Raw genomic sequence first — 19,691 nt, forward strand, 5'->3', positions numbered from 1 at the left:
CTTTAATGAGTTATTCCAACAGTCGCGTTATAAATCTGGTAAGAATTAACGGCAAGCGGGTGGATCTCTCGCAGATCGAGAAGGAATGGGTCAAACACCCGTCTGTACAACAATGTGCTATTGTGGCTGTCAAAGGGAAGTCCTCCGATTTACGTCTGGTGGCTTTTGTAACAGGTCAAGACAGGCTGGATTGCCGGAAGCTGTGTTCTGATATTAACCGGCCAGAAGGTAGCGATAATGTTGTCTGCATTCAGATATCCTCATTTCCCCTTTTGCCAGAAGGTAAGATCGACAAAGAAGCCCTCTATTTATATGCTGAAAAAAATGCTGAATTACTGAATTGGGAGGCGGAAATTCGTTCGCTTCCTCATATCGGCAAGGTAGCAGTCGTTGCGGAAGAAATACTGCATGAGATCGAACACGTCCATATCGATGATTTGATCAATACCGGATATACAAAGAAGGAGCAGTCTTTGCCGCAAGGAGAGGTGCTGGAGGAGCGGACTAATACAGAGGTGAGATCCGGACCGTTAGCAATTATACATGGCGGTACTCAAAGCCACTCGCGGAATGAGCCTGTCACCTTGGCGGATGTACTGGAAAGGGCTGCGCAGAACTACCCTGAGCATGGAATACACTATGTCAATGATGAGGGGCAGACCCACTTTCAATCCTACTCGGCTCTCCTTCAACAGGCGAAAGAGGTATTAGCGGGACTAGAGAAGCGTGGCTTAAAACCACAGGATAAAGTCATCTTCCAGCTGGAAGAGAAAAAGGATTTTGTTCTCGCGTTTTGGGCTTGTATATTAGGCGGATTTGTTCCTGTTCCCGTTACGGTGCCCCGTTCCTTTGCGCAATCCGGTACGGATTTAAGTACGCTCAGCTATATTATAAATACATTAGAGCAGCCACATATCATAACAAATAATAACCGTTATGAAGATATCAGGGACCTGGTTGCCAATTTCAGCCCAGCGTTAAAGCCGATCAAGCTAGAGGAACTGCAGGGGTATCCTGCTGCTGCTGTTCATCACCCCTCTTCAACGGATTTAGCAATCATTTTGTTTACATCCGGAAGCACAGGTTCACCCAAAGGAGTGCTGCAAACTCACGACACTATTATTAGCCGGGAGCGGGGGACAACCCTTTTAAACCGGTTTAATGCAGAAGAGATTTCAGTAAACTGGATGCCCCTGGAACATGTCGGTGGTATTGTAATGTTTCATATTAAGGAAATGTACGTAGGCTGTACGCAGGTGCAAGTTCAGACTAACTATATTCTGGCAGAGCCCTTGCATTGGCTTGATATTATGGACCAGTATAAGGCCACGTTAACTTGGGCGCCTAATTTCGCCTATTCTCTAGTTGCCGAGAGACTGGAGCAAACCGTGGGCAGGACATGGGATCTTTCCGCCATGAGATTTATTCTTAACGCAGGTGAAGCTATAACGGCTAAAAGCTGCAAATTATTTCTGAACAAGCTTCAACCTTTCGGGCTTCGTTCAAATGCCATGTTCCCCACATGGGGGATGTCTGAAACATGCTCGGGGGTTATCTACTCTAATACTTTTGACACTGAACCCCATACAGGTATCCGTGTTCTTGAAACCGATGCGGTAACCGGGACGTTTAGATTGTCAGATCGGATTCAGGACGGCATAACCTTTACGGAACTTGGACAGCCGATTCCAGGAGTAGATGTAAGAATTGTAAACTCGAAGAATGAGCTGATTCATGAGGGGGAAATTGGCAGAATTCAAATCCAAGGATTAACCACTACTCCCGGTTATTACAATAATCCGAATGAGAATGAGAAAGCCTTCACTCCGGACGGCTGGTTTAATACCGGTGATCAGGGCTTCATTTGGGAAGGCTGTCTGACCATTACAGGACGGTTAAAGGATCTGCTGATCATAAATGGAGTCAACTACAGCAATGTAGAATTGGAGGGGCTTGTTGAGGAAATAGAGGGAATCGCCCTCTCCTTTACCGCAGTTTGCGCCATAAGGGGTCAAAACAGCGACACAGATAAAATTGCAGTGTTTTTTGTATCGGAGCTAAAGCATCGTGAACAGACTTTGAACCAGGTTCGCACAGTACGGAAGAAACTAAGTGATGCTCTAGGTTTGAAGATTGATTTTATCATTCCTGTAACAAAGAATGACATTCCCAAGACTAACATAGGTAAAATTCAGCGTTCCAAGCTTGCGTCACAGTTTCTGGCAGGGGAATTCAGCACGATCCAGCGGGAAGTGGATGTATTTGAGAAAAATGAACGAACGGTGCCTAACTGGTTTTTTGAAAAGAAGTGGAGTCATGTACAGCCTGCTGCCAGTGCTCCCGATTTTCTGGGTCGGTCGTTTTGGATTATTGATGATGGGGATAACACTTTCATAGCTAATGCGATTCTGGCTCAGGGCGGACAAGTATTGCTGTACTCTCACCAAGAAGATGTCATCCCGATTGGCCCACTGCCAACGGATATTATTTATATTTCCAATTCCCGATTTGCCGGAGAAATGTTGTCCGAGGCAGAAATTAAATCCTTTCACAGGAAAGGTCTGTTTGGATTGCTTCATCTCATCCAGTCACTGCACAGGGCAAATCCTGAAAAAATTCAGCTGTATGTTGTGACCAGAAATAGCCAGCATTGTATGGACGAGCCGTGGTTGAATTATGGCGATGCCCCGATTCAGGGCTTTCTGAAAAGCGCTGCATTGGAGAATACGTGGCTGGCCTGCTGTCATGTGGACTTTGATTGCCGGGACATGGGGTTTAATGGTCTGATCGAAGAACTTAGAAACGTAAAACCCCAGGATGAAGTCGTTTACCGCCAAAACAAGAGGCTTCTGCCTCAGCTTGTTCCAATAGATATCCAGCAGAGCGGCAAGCAAACAGTTAACCTGCAGGCTGAAGGCATGTATCTGATAACCGGTGGGCTTGGTGGCATTGGCACTGAATTAATTAAAGAGTTAGCTGACCGGCTAGACTTGAAATTTATTGTAGTAGGCAGAACAAATATTGATGACGAAAAGCAGCACTGGAAGAGTGACGTTGGCGGCGGACAGGTACCACTCAGATTACAAGCCTACAAGGAGCTGGAGAAAAATGATGTCGATTTTATCTATTTACATGGCGATTTGACAGATGCTGCTTTTCTGAAAAATGCCATCGCCCAAGGCCGGGCAAAGTGGAACAAGCCTTTGGAAGGCGCATTGCATTTGGCGGGTGAAGGAAGTTTAGAGGAGCACTGGAAACACTTTGAAGATCGGTGGATTCATGCAACGGATACAAGTATCTACGAGCGAATGTTTACAGCAAAGGTACACGGAACACTGGCACTACATGAGGCGCTCCTGAATGAGCCAGAGGCTTCCCTGATACTCTTCTCTTCGGTAAATGGCTACTTCGGAGCTTCAACATTTAGCGCATATTCTTCAGCCAACAGCTTTATCGATCATTTTAGTATCTACAGGGCACATAACGGGTATCCCCGTACTTACTGTTTTGCCTGGAGTCAGTGGGAGAACGTAGGCATGAGCCGTAATAACCTGGCAACTCAGGTCACTGCAAGCCGTGGCTTTCTGCCGTTGTCTCGCGAGCAAGGCATTCATTCCTTACTATACGGACTTACTTGCTCTACTCCACTTGTCTTTGTGGGGCTGGATCGTAATCATCAAGAAATCAGAAATGGGCTTAGTTATACACAAAACACTGAAATGATGCCAGTCATCTATTATACTTCTTCAGATATTGCAGCTTCTTCCCGGTCCATCATGGATAAGCTGGCTGCACTCGGAGCAGAAGACTGCAGGCTGGTTGAGCTGGCAGAAATCCCGGAAACAAAGGACGGATCGATTGATTATGCTTCCTTAAGCCTTATACAGGGTAACCGTCAGACGGTACTTGGGGATGAAGAGCCATTGTCGGCAACAGAGATGGCCATCGTTAGCATATTCAAGGAAATACTGCAAATTAACCAGGTTAACCGTAATGACAGCTTCTTTGAATTGGGAGGGCATTCTCTCAAAGCGACTTTGGTGCTATCAAGAATGCAGCAGGAATTGAACATCAAACTTCCCGTTCAAATGATTTTTCAGCATCCTGTAGTTAAACAGTTGGCGAACATTATTGATCAGACCCGCGAGTCTCTTCTTACGGCAGAGATCCATATTCCGAAGCTGCCGGTACAGCGTTATTACGAGCTGTCACACGCACAAAAAAGAGTGTACATTTTAACTGAAATGGATTCACAAAGTAATAATTACAATATTCTCGGAACTTGGGAGCTACAAGGTGTTTTACAGGCAGACGTACTGAAAGAGGCATTCCAGCATGTCATTAACCGTCATCAGGGGCTCAGAGCCACCTTTGTAATGGTGGATGAAACGCCTGTACAGCAAATCGCGGCGACAGCAACTCTGGATTACAACTATCTGGATGTTTCAGTTATGGAGGAGGCAGCAAGGAAGAATGTCATTCAGGAGATTGTAAGCCGGGAGGCGGAAAAAAGCTACAATCTGGGGCACGGACCGCTGATGCAGCTTACTCTCCTAAAGGTTGCACCTGAGCGGCATCTGCTTATCGTTGCACAACATCACATAATCTCGGATGGTTGGTCATTAGGGCTTCTGATGAAAGAGCTAGGTGACATTTATGAAATGCTGCTTCAAGGAAGTGTTCCTGAAGCCGTGCAGACGGAACTTGATCCGACGGATTACTTTGCTTGGCATAACCAAATGGTGGAACAGGATCAGAAGAGCCGTGAGTATTGGTTAGACAAGCTTGCAGGGGAACTTCCAGCTCTTGAACTGCCGCTTGATTTCACCAGACCTGTCATGCAAACCTACCGAGGGGATACCAAGCTCTTGACCATTCAGCCTGAATTGGCCCGTATACTGGAGGGGCTAAGCCAAAAACACGGAGTTTCGCTGTTTATGACTCTGTTAGCCGTTTTTAAGGTTCTGTTGTACAAGCTTACCGGAACTCAAGATATTATTGTCGGATCTCCTATTGCGGGGCGTAATCATATAACAGAGAAAATGATTGGCATGTTTGTGAATACGCTGGCGCTTAGGACGCATTTAGATTCAGCAGAGAGTTTTACTGATTTTCTGGAAAAGGTAAAACAAACGGCTCTGGAGGGCTATGAGCATCAGGAATATCCTTTTGACAGACTGGTTGACGAGCTTCATCCTGAAAGGGATATCAGCCGGACCCCTATTTTTCAGGTAATGATGGGTATGGTAAATCTGCCGTTGGAGTTGCAATTAAAGGATTTGAAGATTCAGGAAATCATCCAGGAGCACACAGTCGCTAAATTTGATTTAACCCTCCATATTTTTGAACGGAATGAAGCCCTGCTGGTATATTTTGAGTACAATACAGATTTGTTTCGGCTGGAAACCATCCAGCGCTTCATGAAATATTACGAACGTTTGCTGGAAGCCTTCAGCTCAAATTCTACGCTCAAGATAAGTGAAGTAGACTTCCTTGATGAAGCTGAACGCGCCTACCTTATTCACGAGGTGAATAGGACGCATAACCCGTATCCCCGTGAACTGACGATCAAGGAGCTGTTTGAGGAACAGGTAGAAGCAAACCCCGGGAAAACAGCATTATGCTGGAACGGACAGGATCTGACCTATGCCGAATTAAATAAGCGGGCCAACATCATTGCGAATGAATTACGCAAGTTGGAGGTGCAACGTGATGAGGTTGTAGGTATTATGGTTGAGCGAAGCATGGATTCCATTGCCGGTATTCTGGGCATCATCAAGGCTGGAGGAGCTTATCTGCCTATTCATCCGGATTATCCGGCGGAACGGATAACGAATATGCTGGAATCCTCCGGAGTAAGAGTGGTACTTACGCTAAAAGATAGCGGAGGTATCGCCGGGAAAACTGCTTTTTGCCTTCCGTTAGACAGTTTGCAGCTATTGGAGGGAAATGCGAATAATCCGCTATCTGTCAATCAGGCTGCGGACTTGGCTTATGTTCTATATACTTCAGGCTCTACCGGTCAGCCCAAAGGTGTTATGGTGGAACATCGGAATGTAATCCGATTGGTCCGAAACAATCAGTCGTTACCGGTAGAACAGCGGGATCGCATTTTGTTGACAGGGGCTCTGACGTTCGATGCCTCAACTTTCGAAATGTGGGGTGCTCTATTAAACGGATCGACTTTGTATTTAGTGGATGACCATGTATTATTGGATGCTTTGGAGTTGGCTCATCACCTATCAGACTATAGCATTACTGTTATGTGGCTGAGTTCACCCTTATTTAATCAATTGTCGCAGGATAATCCGGCTATGTTCTTACCGCTTAAAATCCTGATTGTAGGTGGAGATGTCCTATCCTCCAACCCTATCAATAGAGTTAAGCAGGCTTGTCCTGAATTGACCCTTATAAACGGGTATGGTCCCACGGAGAATACGACCTTTACAACTACCTATCCTATTGTGCGGGAGTATGCTCATACCATTCCTATTGGCAGACCGATTAGCAACACGACCGTTTATATCCTTGATAAAGACGGGCAGCTATGTCCTATAGGAGTTCATGGAGAACTATATACTGGCGGCGATGGGGTTGCGAGAGGGTATATGAATGATCCGTTGCGGACCGCGGAGAGATTCATTCATGATCCCTTTGCAGGGAAGGGCAGACTGTATCGCACGGGAGATATCGTCCGCTTGAATAGCGAAGGCTGTGTTGAGTACATTGGAAGGACAGATAATCAGGTGAAAATACGGGGATTTCGAATTGAACCTGAAGAGATCCGAAATGCAATTTTGGCATATGGGCTGGCCAAGGATGCTGTAGTCGTTGTCAAAAGTAATGTCAGTGGCCACAAATACTTAGTAGCGTATGCTGTTCCCGCAAATAGCGGATTGACAGCAGGTTCATTCAGAAATGAACTGCAGCATATTTTGCCCGAGTATATGATACCAAGCTTGATTGTACTCTTGGATCAATTGCCGCTGCTTAACAACGGTAAGGTGGATTACAAGGCTCTGCCGGAGCCCGATAGAGTAGAAGACTTGGGTGAGAGCTATACGGAACCAACGAATGATATTGAAAAAGATATCGTTGAAGTTTATCAGCAGGTTATGGGCTTGCCCAAGGTTGGTATCATGGATTCCTTCTTCGAGCTTGGCGGAGATTCACTGTTAAGTATCAAGGTGGTATCTAAGCTTAGGGAGAGAGGGTACAAAGTTGATCCCAAAAGCATATTTATGTTCTCAACGCCAATGGCATTAGCCGAAATGATTGCTGCGAGCGGAGAGTCCATTGAGGTTCGGCAGAGAGGACCGAAGGATTATCTCATCGCCTTGAATTCCAAAGAGAACAATGGAAAGAGGTTAATACTTGCTCCTCCAGCCGGCGGCACAGTTATGGGCTACATTCATCTGGCCCAGCAGTTGGACTACCCAGTATATGGACTGCAAAGTCCGGGACTATATGAGGATGAAGCGCCGCAATATTTAAGCTACGGGGAACTTGTAAGCTGTTACTTACAGTCCATTAGTGATACCTATAACCCGGAAACGGATTATCTGGGCGGCCATTCTGTAGGGGGGCATATTGCCTTCGGGATGTGCCAGGAGTTAATCCGGCAAGGGCGGCCCCCTAGAGGCTTGATCATTCTGGATACAACCCCCTCCCTTGAGCTGTTAGCCGGATCAGATGATGAGGATGTATCAGAGGAAGAGCTGAAGCTGATGCTTCTGGTGTTAGGTATGGGGAACATCATGGGGCTTCCTAATGACCAAATCAAGGCTTTGGGTTACGAGAAGGCCAAACAGGCCATTATGGATGCAGCGAGGCAGGATGAGCTTGTCCAGGATTTTATGACAGCAGATTACCTCAATAAATATTTGCAGATTCAACTTCATAATGTAATGATGTCGAGAGTGCTGGAACTGGAGGCTACCAAGCTATCTATTCCTATTATCGTCATGAAAACCTTGGAGCATCCGGATGAGATTAAACAGCGCTTTGTTGCCTGGAACAACTTCGGCTCGGGAGACGTACGTTTCATTGATATTCCCGGAAATCACGTTACGATGATGAGACAACCTTATGTCATGCAGCTTGCGTCGTTAATTGACGAGGCTACAAAGGAAGTAAGCACATTATAATACAAGGAAAGAGTGCTTAATGCTGTTTAAGTTCTAGGGGGGTGTCCCAAAAGCCATGAAATGGCTACTTGGGACGCCCTTTTTTATACGTAGGAGATACGTAAGCTATTGGGGTGGACGCTCCGCGAACGGACCGTTGTTTAAGCGGGAAATGGATCTGCCATCTTTAAAAAACACAAAAAATATCGAGCTTGGGGGGACAAACGGTGCGTACAGTCCGCTCCCTGGTAGCAGGGCGTTTTTTATTGAAATATAGAATGTATATGTTTCACGCTATAAATTATCCTTAAAGTTCCCGCTGAAACGGATGCCAAAAAACGATAGGTACATCGCTGCTGCGGAAGCCTAAGCTTGTATAAGGACGGCTAAGCCGTTTCACATACATATTAAATTTTAACTTTGACTTTCAAAGAAATCCCATATATTATAGCTAATATAATTAAAAATGATAATCATTATCACTACACCGATAATGATTATCAAGGATCGCAGCTTAAATTACTATACATATAGGGGGATTTACAAAGTGAATAAAAGGTTATTAAGCTTAGTTATGCTTATAGTTGTCGTACTGGTTGCAGCAGGCTGTGGATCTAACAACACGAATAAGTCGGCAGCTGATGGAGGAACGGCCGGCAATGCAGCCGCTACAAGTGCTGGGGCTACCCATGCGCCAACGGAAGCCGCAGCCGGACCGATTGTAGTTAAGGATGCCAAAGGTGAGGTTACTCTGGATAAACCTGCGCAAAAAGTTGTAGTACTGGAATGGACCTTCACGGAAGATGTGATTGCGCTCGGTGTACAGCCGGTGGGCAATGCGGACAACGAAAACTATAAACTGTATGTGACTTCTGAAGCACCACTCGATGCGAGTGTAACTGATGTGGGCACACGCGGAGAACCGAATCTGGAGACGATTGCTGCCTTGAAGCCGGACTTGATTATCGCCAATACCGATAGCCATGAAGCCATTTATGAGCAATTGAAGGGGATTGCGCCAACGCTGATTTTTGGTCTGTATCCGCCCGAAGGGCAAGGCGATCAATATACACAGATGGAAGATATCTTCAAAAACATTGCAGTAGCTCTCGGCAAAAAAGCCGAAGGCGACAAGGTACTCGCTGATTTGGATGCACATTATACAGATGCAAAGACCAAGCTGGCCGCAGCAGGCAAGGAAGGCTTGAATTATGTACTGACCCAGGCCTACAGCTATCAGAATGCAGCGACGATGCGTCTTTTTACAGACAACTCCCTTGCTGTACAAACCTTGGACCGGATTGGCCTGAAGAACGATTGGAAATCTGAAAAATTCGAGGCTTACGGATTCAGTACATCGACAGTTGAAGCTTTACCGGCGGTTCAGGACACGAATCTGCTCTATATTGTCCAGAAGGATGATGATATTTTCTCGAAAGAGCTGAAGGACAATTCAGTCTGGAAGGGCCTCAATTTTGTAAAAGAAAAACACACCTTCGGATTGGATAGCACCACATGGGTCTTCGGCGGTCCTGTATCCTCCAAAGTCCTTGTGGATCAAGTAGTAAATACATTGACGAAATGAGCAATCTGATGAATACCACAACGGGCAAAAGAAACTCAACCGGGATGACCTGGCGGCTGATTGGAATATTTGGGGGCGGCTTTGCCGCCCTCTTCGTTGTATTTATGCTCAGCCTCTGCTTTGGGGAGGCCAAGATCACGGCAACTACTGTATGGAATGGCCTGCTGCACCGCCAGGATATAATGGAGCATAATCTGCTCTGGGATATCCGGATGCCACGTACAGTCATTGGTATTTTGGCCGGGGCCGCCCTTGCTGCGGCTGGCGCTTTACTGCAGACGATAACGAAAAATCCGCTTGCCTCCTCAGATACACTGGGGATCAATGCCGGGGCTTACTTTATGGTTGTGCTGGGCATGGTTGCTTTTCCGGCTACGCAGCAACAGTATCCCTTACTGCTGGCCGCAGCGGGGGGATTGCTGGCCGCACTGGCTGCCTATGTCCTGAGCGGAGGACGTAAGGCCACACCTGTCCGCCTGGCTTTGTCAGGCATGATCGTATCCATGGTACTCGGAGCGTTCACATCGGCTCTTCATATTTTCTTCCAAACAGAAACGCAAAATCTATTTTTGTGGGGTTCAGGCTCTTTAATTCAGCTGGACTGGGACGGGGTGCGGTATGCCTGGCCTTTTGTCATTACACTTCTAGGCATTTCGGTGCTTGCAGCTAGGCAGTTCGATGCGCTTGAACTGGATGAATCTACCGCCCGTTCACTCGGTCAGCGGGTAGGCTTAACCCGGGCGGTGGGCCTTGGCATAGCGGTGCTTATGGCCGCGATTGTGGTCAGTGTGGTTGGACCCATTGGCTTCGTCGGACTGGTCGCCCCCCATCTGGTCCGGCTTAGCGGAATCCGCAAGCATCGTCTGCTCATTCCCGCAAGTGCGCTCTGGGGGGCCCTACTTATTACAACAGCAGATACTCTGGCCCGTATGGTGCGGAGCAATCTGGGGGAAATGCCTGTCGGTGCAGTGATGGCGATTATTGGAGCGCCGTGGCTCATCTGGCTTGTGCTCACCAAGATGAAAAATATATCCGGTTCAGGCGCTGGCCAGGCATCGATGAATATAGGAGGGGCAGCACTGCGTGTGCGTTTTACTCCCGCTGCGATATTCATGACCCTGCTGCTTATCCTGACTATCCTTGTGAGCCTGTCCCTTGGGGGAACCAGAATCCCGGTTTCTGATTTGCTGGAAAGTCTGGTGGGCGGAGGAGATCAGGCGTATTCCGTCCTGCTCCATTTACGGCTTCCCCGTACACTCGTGGCCGCTTGCGGCGGTATAGCATTGGCCATCAGCGGTGTCTTAATTCAAAGTGCTGTGCGAAATCCGCTGGCGGATGCGTCCATTATCGGGGTAACCTCTGGTGCAGGCTTTGGTGCGCTGGCCGTGCTGGTGGTGTGGCCGGGGCTCTCCATATTGGCCCTTCCAGTTGCTGCTATAGCGGGTGGGGTTATCGCCGCAGCCTTTGTATTTACGCTGGCTTGGCGCAAAGCCTTGAATCCTTCTGTTCTGATCCTGCTCGGAATCGCAGTCTCTGCCATCGGTTCAGCAGGAATACAAGCCATGATCGTCAAAGCAAGTCTGTGGAACAGTGCGGCTTTTATCTGGTTGACCGGTTCTACATATGGCCGGAGCTGGCAGCAATTTTATAGTCTGTTTGTCCTTCTGCTGGTACTTGTTCCTATTGCTTACTATTTGGGCAGGAAATTTGATTTGCTGGCCTTTGGTGATGAAAGTTCGACAGGCTTTGGGCTGCCGGTTCGCGGAACGAGGCTGTGGGCGATGATTATCGGTGTTTTGCTTGCTGCAGGAGCTGTTGCAAGCGTAGGAACGATCGGTTTTCTCGGACTCATGGCGCCGCATGCGGTGCGGATGATGATCGGGCATCACACCAGACGCTCCATTATTTTGTCAGGACTGCTTGGCGGCTTGCTGCTTGTCGTTGCTGATACGGTGGGGAGAACGGTCATCGCGCCGACAGAAATTCCGTCAGGCCTAATCATTATGCTGATCGGAGCACCGTACTTCCTGTTTTTGATGTATCGCTCGCTTGTTCATAAGTAATGAAAAGAGCTGTACGCACACCAGACCTTACTCTATCCGGTAACGCGGCAGCTCTACAATAACGGAAGTGCCTTTGGTGAACTCGCTCTCGATCCGTAACGTCCCGCCGTGCAGTTCGATAATTTCTTTGCAGATCGCAAGGCCGAGCCCGCTTCCCGATTGGCGTGATTTTCCTTTGAAGAATTTGGTCCCCAGCTTCTCCAGGTCGTCTTCTTCAATGCCTTCCCCGTTATCCGCAACGGTAATGATAATATGTGCTTCATTGGAAATGGCAGAGAGCCGGATTTCCCCTTGAGCCGGAGTGAATTTGAAGGCATTGTCCAGCAAATTGACAAAAACCTGCTTCAGGCGGTTGAAATCCCCGTCTACAGGCAGCGGCTCATCCGGGATATCGGCATACAGGCGGATCTGTTTGGTGGACCCCCGGTATCTGAACTGCAGCAGCAAATCCTCCAGCAGCCCCCGCAGATCATAAGGTGTAAGCGTAAGCTTCATCTCACCCGCCTGAAACTTGGAGAAATCCAGCAGGTCCTCTACAAGTCCGATCAGACGGTCCGTTTCACCGGTCATGACCTCAAGCCCCTGCAGCGTTTCTTCTGTTTCCGATAAATCCCCCACAAGCAGCGTTTCGCCCCAGCCCTTAATGGATGTAAGAGGAGTGCGCAGCTCATGCGTGACGGAGGAGATGAAGTCGTATTTGATTTTTTCGCTCTTGACCATTTCCTCTGCCATGTAATTGAGAGTGACGGCCAGGGTGCCGACTTCATCGTCATGCTGCTTGGTCGCTCTAACGGCAAAGTTGCCGGTAGCCATTTCTTTGGCGACAGTGGTCAACTGCTGAATGGGACCTACAATTCGTTTGGCGATAATGACACTCAGCAGGAAGCCGAAGGCAATGACCAGCAGTCCCACCCAGGCAGCGTTGATGAGGATCTTTACAATTACACTGTACAAAGGTTCTGCCGAGACGGAATAGCGCAGTACGCCAATATTTAATCCGGATTCTTTCAAGGCAATGGAGATGGCCAGAATCCGTTCTCCATTGCCCGGTGTCAGGTTCTGATAAGTTCCTTTGCCGCTGGACAGAGCCGCCTTGACGTCGGGAGTGTCAATCCGCTCCGAGCTTGCGAAGCCAAAGGAATTGATGATCACATTCCCTTCCGGACTCAGGACTTCAACCTTGCTGCTCTCGTCAGGCGAGAGGTTCTCCAGTATATATCTGGCCCGTTCATGGATGGAGTAACCCTCCAGATATTTATTGAAAAAGGTGGCAGAGGTTGTCGCACGCGACGTTAGTGTCTCCATGGCACTGCCCAGATAATAATAATGGACAGCCACAATAAATACCCCCTCCAGCAGGAGGACAATCAGGAGCAAAACAAGTGTGATGTAGACAATGAGCCGGGACCGGATCCCCTTTAGCACGGTTGTACCCTCCATAAATAGCCGAATCCCCACACCGTTTCGAGGTATTGGGGTCCGGAAACTTCCTGCCCGATCTTCTGACGGATCCGGCTGATATTAACATCTACAATCTTAAGCTCACCCATGAAATACTGACCCCACACGGAGGTCAGTATTTCATCACGGTTGATCGCTTTGCCGGGCTGCTCCATGAGCAGCTTCACAATGGAGTATTCCGTAGGGGTGAGGGGGATGTCGATTGAATTCTTCAATAATTTGCGTTCATCCAGCAACAGTGTGAAGGGGGCCAGCTCGATATGGTTCTGTGGCGGGGGAGCCTCCTCCGGATACATTCGCCGGTACAGCGCCCGGACCCGTGCTGTGAGCTCAACGGGGCTGAACGGCTTCACAACATAATCGTCAGCGCCGGCTTCCAGTCCCATAACCTTGTCAACCTCCTGGCTTTTGGCGGTCAGCATGATGATGCCAAGCCGGGGAAACTGCCTGCGCAGTTCATCACACACTTGGAAGCCGCTGATTCCGGGAAGCATCAGGTCCACAATCGCAATGTCGAAATTCCTATTCTCTCCGGCAATCGTCAGGGCTTCTTCGCCCGTGGCGGCTTCAACAACCTCCAAGCCCGCACGCTTCAAATTGATGCGCAGCAGATCGCGTATGGGCTTCTCATCTTCCAGTACGAGCACCTTCATGACTCCACTCCTTGTTATGGCCGGGGCTTCTGCGGCGTGCCGGCCAGCTGCTGTACTTCTTCCAGGGTCAGCTTCAACTGCTCATACTCCTGGGATGCAGGTCCAGTCAGCTTGCTGCCGGCATTCGGTGATGGCAGCACGGCAACGAGCACCGTAGGCTCTGATTCATCACTTGTATCCTGCAATTCGTATAGCAGCTTATAGGAAGCTTTTGCGGCAATCAGCTCTGCTTCAGCCTTCTGCCAATCTTTCCGTGTCAGCAGGCGCAGCTCCAGCAGCGGGGCCTTTTCCCCGGAATTTGCGTTCTTGTAGATAAAGTTTATATGCTCCCATGGAGCAGGAGATTCCCTCGTAGGATCCAGCAGGTATTTGCCGGTCCAGGACCCGGGAATATGGAAATTGAATCCCCACCGGTCGAATTGCTCCTGCACGAGCTTAAGTCCTGTTTGGCCGTCCCATTGATAATATTTGGTGATAAAAGGAGTAGCCAGCGGCGCGAAGTTCTCTGAACCGGCAGGAGGGACAAGGAAGCCGATTTCAACGATTCCGTCTCCGTTCACATCCTCGCTGTACAGCGGATAATCTTTGATAGACAAGCTGCCTTCACCAAGTAAGCTGTCCGGACCAGGAACTGTGGGCTTCAGTACAAGGTCCTTGCTGCCCTCAAGTGCCGAATGCTGATAATCGTCTGTTGCAAGTATATCAGTAAAAGCCCCATTCGCCCAAGTCAGGAGAGAGGTATAGGAAGAATGCGCGCCAACTGCAGCATCGATAATCAGTGCGTTTGCTGTAGGAGCTGCCTTGGCATACATCATTTGGATGACCGTTCCGCTTATCTTTTGGTCGGATAAGCTTTGCTGTTTGCCTCCGTGCAGCCGCAATAACTGGAGACGGGATAGGGGCTGGTTATTTGTATCAACTGTGGACTGGAGCAAAGCGATGTCCATCCCCCCTTCGTTTGTTATATCCCCTACTGCCAGATAGTCATAAGGCTGCTTCAGAATCTCCGATAACTGGCCGCCGGTGAGGCTGTAGACCGACAACTCTCTGCTTAGGCCTTGACCGCCGCTGAATCCCAGCAGTACATCCGGCGCTCCGTCTGCAGTGACATCCGCATATTTTACATAGTCCAACTCGCTGCCGACTCCGGTAATGTTAGTCAGCTTTTTCCATTCACCACCCGTCTTGGAAAGTACCAGGGTGTTGATTTCATAGTCGGTTTTATCTGTTTTGTAGAAAGCCAGGATTTCATCCTGCCCATCCTTGTCGAGATCCTGCAGCTGAATGGCGCTGCTCGATTCGGAATGAACAGGCACGGTCAGGTGAGAGCCTGCCGGCAGGAAAGGCTGGACAATGCTTGTTATCGTTCCGTCTGCATTTCCCTGGGAAGGAGCCTTAAGCAGGTCACTGGGAGTTTTCATTTCACTGCAGCCTGCCACCAGCACAGTGAGTCCAAGAAGAGCGCTTAGCGCTGATTTATTCATAACGTATAATCTCCTTTGATAGGTCTGAGGCTAGTATATCCCAGGCCCTTCGCAAAGTAGTATCAAAATGGTAAAGGCTGATTAACTCTCATCTTAAACTTTCGGCTGTAACTATGCGCCCCTTGTCCATAATATTTCTTAAACGTGTTCGAACCAACCGGCAGCGGCGATGAAATCCAGAATATTGAATTTTAATTAATATGAAGGGAAAAATTCCTTATAATGAAAAAAATAATAAAGTAAAAGAAGGAAAATAATTCCTTGTGTCGAAATTTGATAATGGGAGGTGATTTCATGGCATATTATGCTGTTGAGGCATTTGAAGCTCAAAATATTACGGAACTTAGTGATATGATTGATGAATTCATATCGGCAATGGTACAGGGACAGCTTATTGATATCAAATATCAAGTGGTTCCCACTGCTGTAACAACAAATTCTGTGCACGGTGTTGGCTCGGACAGCAAGTACACGGCTCTGGTCATCTTTACAAAATAATAGACCATCCTGTAAATAAGCCGCTTCAGCTATGAAAATAACTGAGGCGGCTTATTTATATGGATGCGGAGAAGCCCCTTCGTGCGGCCTCTTTGTTGAACGGAAAAGAAGCGAAACCGTCATTGACATAGAAGTGTATAATAAGGAACTGAGATTATTATTTATTTTCAAGGGTAATATAACTTTAAAAAGTGATGGGTGAGGTTGATGATGTCTTCGGTAAAAAGATTTCTAATTGGACGGCCGCTGAAATCGGAACAGCTGGGCGAACAGAAACTGAACAAAACCAAAGCACTGGCAATTCTCTCTTCGGATGCCTTATCTTCAGTCGCTTACGGTCCTGAACAAATTCTGCTGGTGCTAGTGACTCTCAGTGCTGCGGCATTCTGGTATTCTATCCCTATCGCGGCAGGGGTTCTCGTACTGCTGCTGGCCCTGATCTTATCTTACCGGCAAATTATTTTTGCTTACCCCCATGGTGGCGGAGCTTATGTGGTGTCTAAGGAAAACCTCGGGAAGTATCCGGGGCTTGTGGCTGGCGGCTCGCTGCTTGTGGACTACATATTGACGGTAGCTGTAAGCGTCTCGGCGGGAACAGATGCAATTACCTCGGCTTTTCCAAGTCTGCATCCGTACAATGTAGTAATCGCCATTGTTTTTGTATTGCTTATTACTACTCTAAATCTGCGCGGGGTTACGGAATCGGCGTCCTTCCTGGCCTATCCGGTATATTTGTTCGTGCTTGCATTATTTATCCTGATCGGTCTGGGTGTGTTCCATATTTTGACCGGCAGCGTGCCTTCTAATCTGCATACGCCTCTCGGCACGCCGATTGCAGGGATCAGCCTATTCCTGCTGCTGAAGGCTTTTTCTTCAGGAAGCTCGGCACTCACCGGGGTAGAAGCCATTTCCAATGCCATTCCCAACTTCAAGGCGCCCGCACCGAACAATGCTGCCAAAACACTGGTCGCTATGGGTTCGCTGCTCGCGGTTTTATTTACAGGGATCGTATTCTTGGCGTATTACTACGGGATTACTCCGCAAGAGGATGCGACGGTAGTCTCGATTATCGCTGAACAGGTTTTTGGCCGGAACTTTATGTACTACTTTGTCCAGGGAACGACTGCTCTGATTCTGGTTCTGGCGGCCAATACCGGATATTCCGCATTTCCGCTGCTGGCGGTGAATTTGGCCAAGGATAAGTTCATTCCGCGCATGTTCACGGTCCGCGGGGACCGGCTGGGCTATTCTAACGGCATTCTTATACTGGGACTGCTGTCGATCCTGCTGATCATTGCTTTTGAAGGCCGGACCGAGCACCTGATTCCGCTCTATGCGGTGGGTGTGTTCATTCCGTTCACTCTCTCCCAGAGCGGAATGATGGTTAAATGGATCAGACAGAAGCCTCCCGGCTGGCTGACCAAGTTCATTATCAACACAACCGGGGCGTTGATCAGCTTCATCGTTACGATGATGTTCTTCCTGACCAAATTTACGCAGGTCTGGCCCGTTCTGGTCTTTTTGCCACTGATTATTCTGCTGTTCTACCGGATTCACAAGCATTATGAGGCGGTAGCGGACCAGCTCCGGATCTCTACCTGTGAGGTGGAGCCGCTGGCGATTGAAGGGAATATCATCATCCTGCCGGTTGCCGGAATTACCCATGTGGTGGAGAACTCGCTCCGCTATGCCAAATCGCTTGGTGCCGAACAGATTATTGCGGTACATGTCCCGTTTGAACGGGAGGATGATGCGGTATTTGAAGAAAAGTGGAAGAAGTTCCATCCTGAAGTCCGGCTGGTTACGCTGTATTCGCCGTACCGCAGCATCATTCACCCATTAACCAAGTTCATCGATACCGTCCAGCGCAAGGCGAGCGAATCGAAATATCAGGTGACGGTAATCGTGCCCCAGTTCATTCCGAAGAAAGGCTGGCACAATGTTCTGCATAACCAATCCAGCCTGCTGCTCCGTGCGCATCTGCTGTACCGGCGGGATGTAATTATTACAACCGTGCCTTATCATTTGAAGAAATAATGGTAGTTCTATATTACGGCTTAAATAGTATACACAATGCCCCCTGCCACCGGAATCATACCCGGAAGCAGGGGGCATTGCTGTGGATAGGATGAGATGGAATCTGCAAGTGTATCCGGATGAGAATGGCTTTTGACAGCTCCCCGGCGGCAGACCGGGTCTATCTCCATAGATCAAGAAGACTCAGTGAGTAATTGCAGAACTGTCCGGGCAGTGTGGGCATATGGTACACTCGGTGTATAGGCCTTTGAGGGCAATGTTTGCTTGCAGGCAATAGCTGTATGCTACAGGAATGGGGGAACGGCATTGAAGTGGAGAACATTAAGCATCCTGGGACTTGTGCTCCTAATGCTTGTTCTGGTGACGGGCTGCGCCAATGGGACGGCACATGTCACGGTGAAGAAGGACGGAGGCATGGATATTGCATTCAATCTTAAGCTGGATTCACGTGCAGAGTCGCTGGCGGGCGGTACCATTGAGGATCTGCTTCGCAGCAGACTACAGGCGGCAGGGATTGAACTGCACAAAACAAAAGTGGGCAAATCCACGGAATATCAATTTCTGAAATCCTATGCCTCCATACAGGATGTGAAGCTGAATGCGGGAAACCTTGATATTGTGGATACACAAGTAGATACCGAAAACAAGTGGCTGTACACCCGGTATGACGTGGTGGCCCAGCCCAAGCTGAACGCTTATTCGGATAAGATTCTAGACACCCTTGGAACGCTGAGTGTACCCAAGTCGCTGGTCCGGCTGTTCATGCAGAGCCAAGAACTGGCGTTCAAACTAACGCTGCCATACAATCTCTATGGTCCTAACAACGCTGACGAGCAGGATGGGAATACACTGACCTGGCACATCACGATGGCTGATTCCGTGCCGATGCGTCTGGTGGTGTATGTGCCGGACATCAGGAATATCGCCATTGCCGGCGGCGTTGTTATTCTGCTCTTGGCCCTTGCGGTCACTCTGTTCATTAGAAAAAGAAAATCGCTCAAACCTAAGGGTTTCGAGAAGTGATTGCGGCGAGGGTCACTTGCGCTGGCGATTGTGATGTTTGTGAGCTGGATATCGGGTAAGCTTTCTGTTGTGCAGTAGCTGGAAATCTGCGAATGCGAGCTATCTTGGCGCCGCTTAAGTGGAAAAAGGAAACTTAAAAAGAGTAATACCTCTCCTCTAGCACCGCGAGTGGGAAAAAGTATCACTAATTTAGCCTATTTCGCTCCTGATGGAGCAATATTGCTTAAATAAGTTTCTTTCAAATGGTATCGTACCAAATACTATTCAATGAAAGACTGCGCTGATCTTGTTGGCGCAGTTCCATAGAAGCTATAGGCTGAAGGTGAGGATACTTGCCGATCATTTTGTGTAAAGCTATTTTAGGCTTATAATTCATACCTACCAATTGTCTAATAAATTTTTCACCATAAGTCCTTTTTAAGTTAAACTTATTTCTTTGGATTGTTTTCATATTTGAAAGTTAACATGGTAGCGTTATATTGGGTATAGAATGTATAGTATAGTTTTCTTAAATTCACTCTTTCTTCACAGGAATTTTCAATGAAAGCCTTACAAATGGATGAGCATATGCATATTAAATTATTGATATACCAAGGTATATTTTCAGACCGTGACATGTGCCGTCCCATTGGCGCAGCCCGTCACCAGAACAAGCATTAGGAGCACAAGTCCCAGGATGCTTAATGTTCTCCACTTCAATGCCGTTCCCCCATTCCTGTAGCATACAGCTATTGCCTGCAAGCAAACATTGCCCTCAAAGG

Annotated in this window: 9 protein-coding genes; 6 read left to right on the forward strand and 3 right to left on the reverse strand. The window is 48.1% G+C overall.

Annotated features, from left to right (window positions below; translation table 11 throughout):
- Positions 1 to 5: 5 nt before the first annotated feature.
- The 3 genes from A3844_RS06585 to A3844_RS06600 all read left to right on the forward strand — a co-directional run bounded on the left by A3844_RS06585 (position 6) and on the right by A3844_RS06600 (position 11,774).
- Positions 6 to 8,147, forward strand: a complete 8,142-nt coding sequence (locus tag A3844_RS06585; RefSeq protein ID WP_074106966.1) for a non-ribosomal peptide synthetase — start codon at positions 6 to 8, stop codon at positions 8,145 to 8,147.
- A gap of 526 nt (positions 8,148 to 8,673) precedes the next feature.
- Positions 8,674 to 9,711, forward strand: a complete 1,038-nt coding sequence (locus A3844_RS06595) for an ABC transporter substrate-binding protein (RefSeq protein ID WP_074083774.1) — start codon at positions 8,674 to 8,676, stop codon at positions 9,709 to 9,711.
- Between the two features lie 8 nt (positions 9,712 to 9,719).
- Positions 9,720 to 11,774, forward strand: coding sequence for an iron ABC transporter permease (locus tag A3844_RS06600; protein WP_074083775.1), 2,055 nt, complete (start codon positions 9,720 to 9,722; stop codon positions 11,772 to 11,774).
- Between the two features lie 27 nt (positions 11,775 to 11,801).
- Here the strand turns inward: A3844_RS06600 and A3844_RS06605 are convergent, their stop codons facing one another.
- Genes A3844_RS06605 through A3844_RS06615 form a run of 3 tightly spaced genes read right to left on the reverse strand, consistent with a single transcriptional unit; the run spans position 11,802 to position 15,372 of the window.
- Positions 11,802 to 13,199, reverse strand: a complete 1,398-nt coding sequence (locus A3844_RS06605) for a sensor histidine kinase (protein ID WP_244169710.1) — start codon at positions 13,197 to 13,199, stop codon at positions 11,802 to 11,804.
- Positions 13,193 to 13,888: a response regulator transcription factor gene (locus A3844_RS06610; protein WP_074100844.1), complete on the reverse strand. Its 696-nt coding sequence runs from the start codon at positions 13,886 to 13,888 to the stop codon at positions 13,193 to 13,195. The genes A3844_RS06605 and A3844_RS06610 overlap by 7 nt, the downstream gene beginning before the upstream one ends.
- Before the next feature lie 14 nt (positions 13,889 to 13,902).
- A complete protein-coding gene (locus A3844_RS06615) occupies positions 13,903 to 15,372 on the reverse strand; it encodes an FG-GAP repeat domain-containing protein (protein WP_074083778.1) in 1,470 nt (489 codons plus the stop codon).
- A 294-nt stretch (positions 15,373 to 15,666) separates the two neighbouring features.
- Between A3844_RS06615 and A3844_RS06620 the strand changes: the two genes are divergently transcribed.
- The 3 genes from A3844_RS06620 to A3844_RS06630 all read left to right on the forward strand — a co-directional run bounded on the left by A3844_RS06620 (position 15,667) and on the right by A3844_RS06630 (position 18,930).
- Positions 15,667 to 15,870 carry a sporulation protein Cse60 gene (locus A3844_RS06620; RefSeq protein ID WP_074083779.1) on the forward strand — a complete coding sequence of 68 codons (204 nt, stop codon included), beginning with the start codon at positions 15,667 to 15,669 and terminating at the stop codon, positions 15,868 to 15,870.
- Positions 15,871 to 16,077: 207 nt separating this feature from the next.
- Positions 16,078 to 17,907: an APC family permease gene (locus A3844_RS06625; protein ID WP_074106968.1), complete on the forward strand. Its 1,830-nt coding sequence runs from the start codon at positions 16,078 to 16,080 to the stop codon at positions 17,905 to 17,907.
- Positions 17,908 to 18,213: 306 nt separating this feature from the next.
- Entirely contained in the window at positions 18,214 to 18,930 is a 717-nt protein-coding gene (locus A3844_RS06630) for a hypothetical protein (protein WP_074106969.1), read from the forward strand.
- Positions 18,931 to 19,691: the final 761 nt, after the last annotated feature.

It is taken from the genome of Paenibacillus helianthi (genome assembly GCF_001909055.1).
GTDB classification, from domain to species: Bacteria; Bacillota; Bacilli; order Paenibacillales; family Paenibacillaceae; genus Paenibacillus_AQ; species Paenibacillus_AQ helianthi.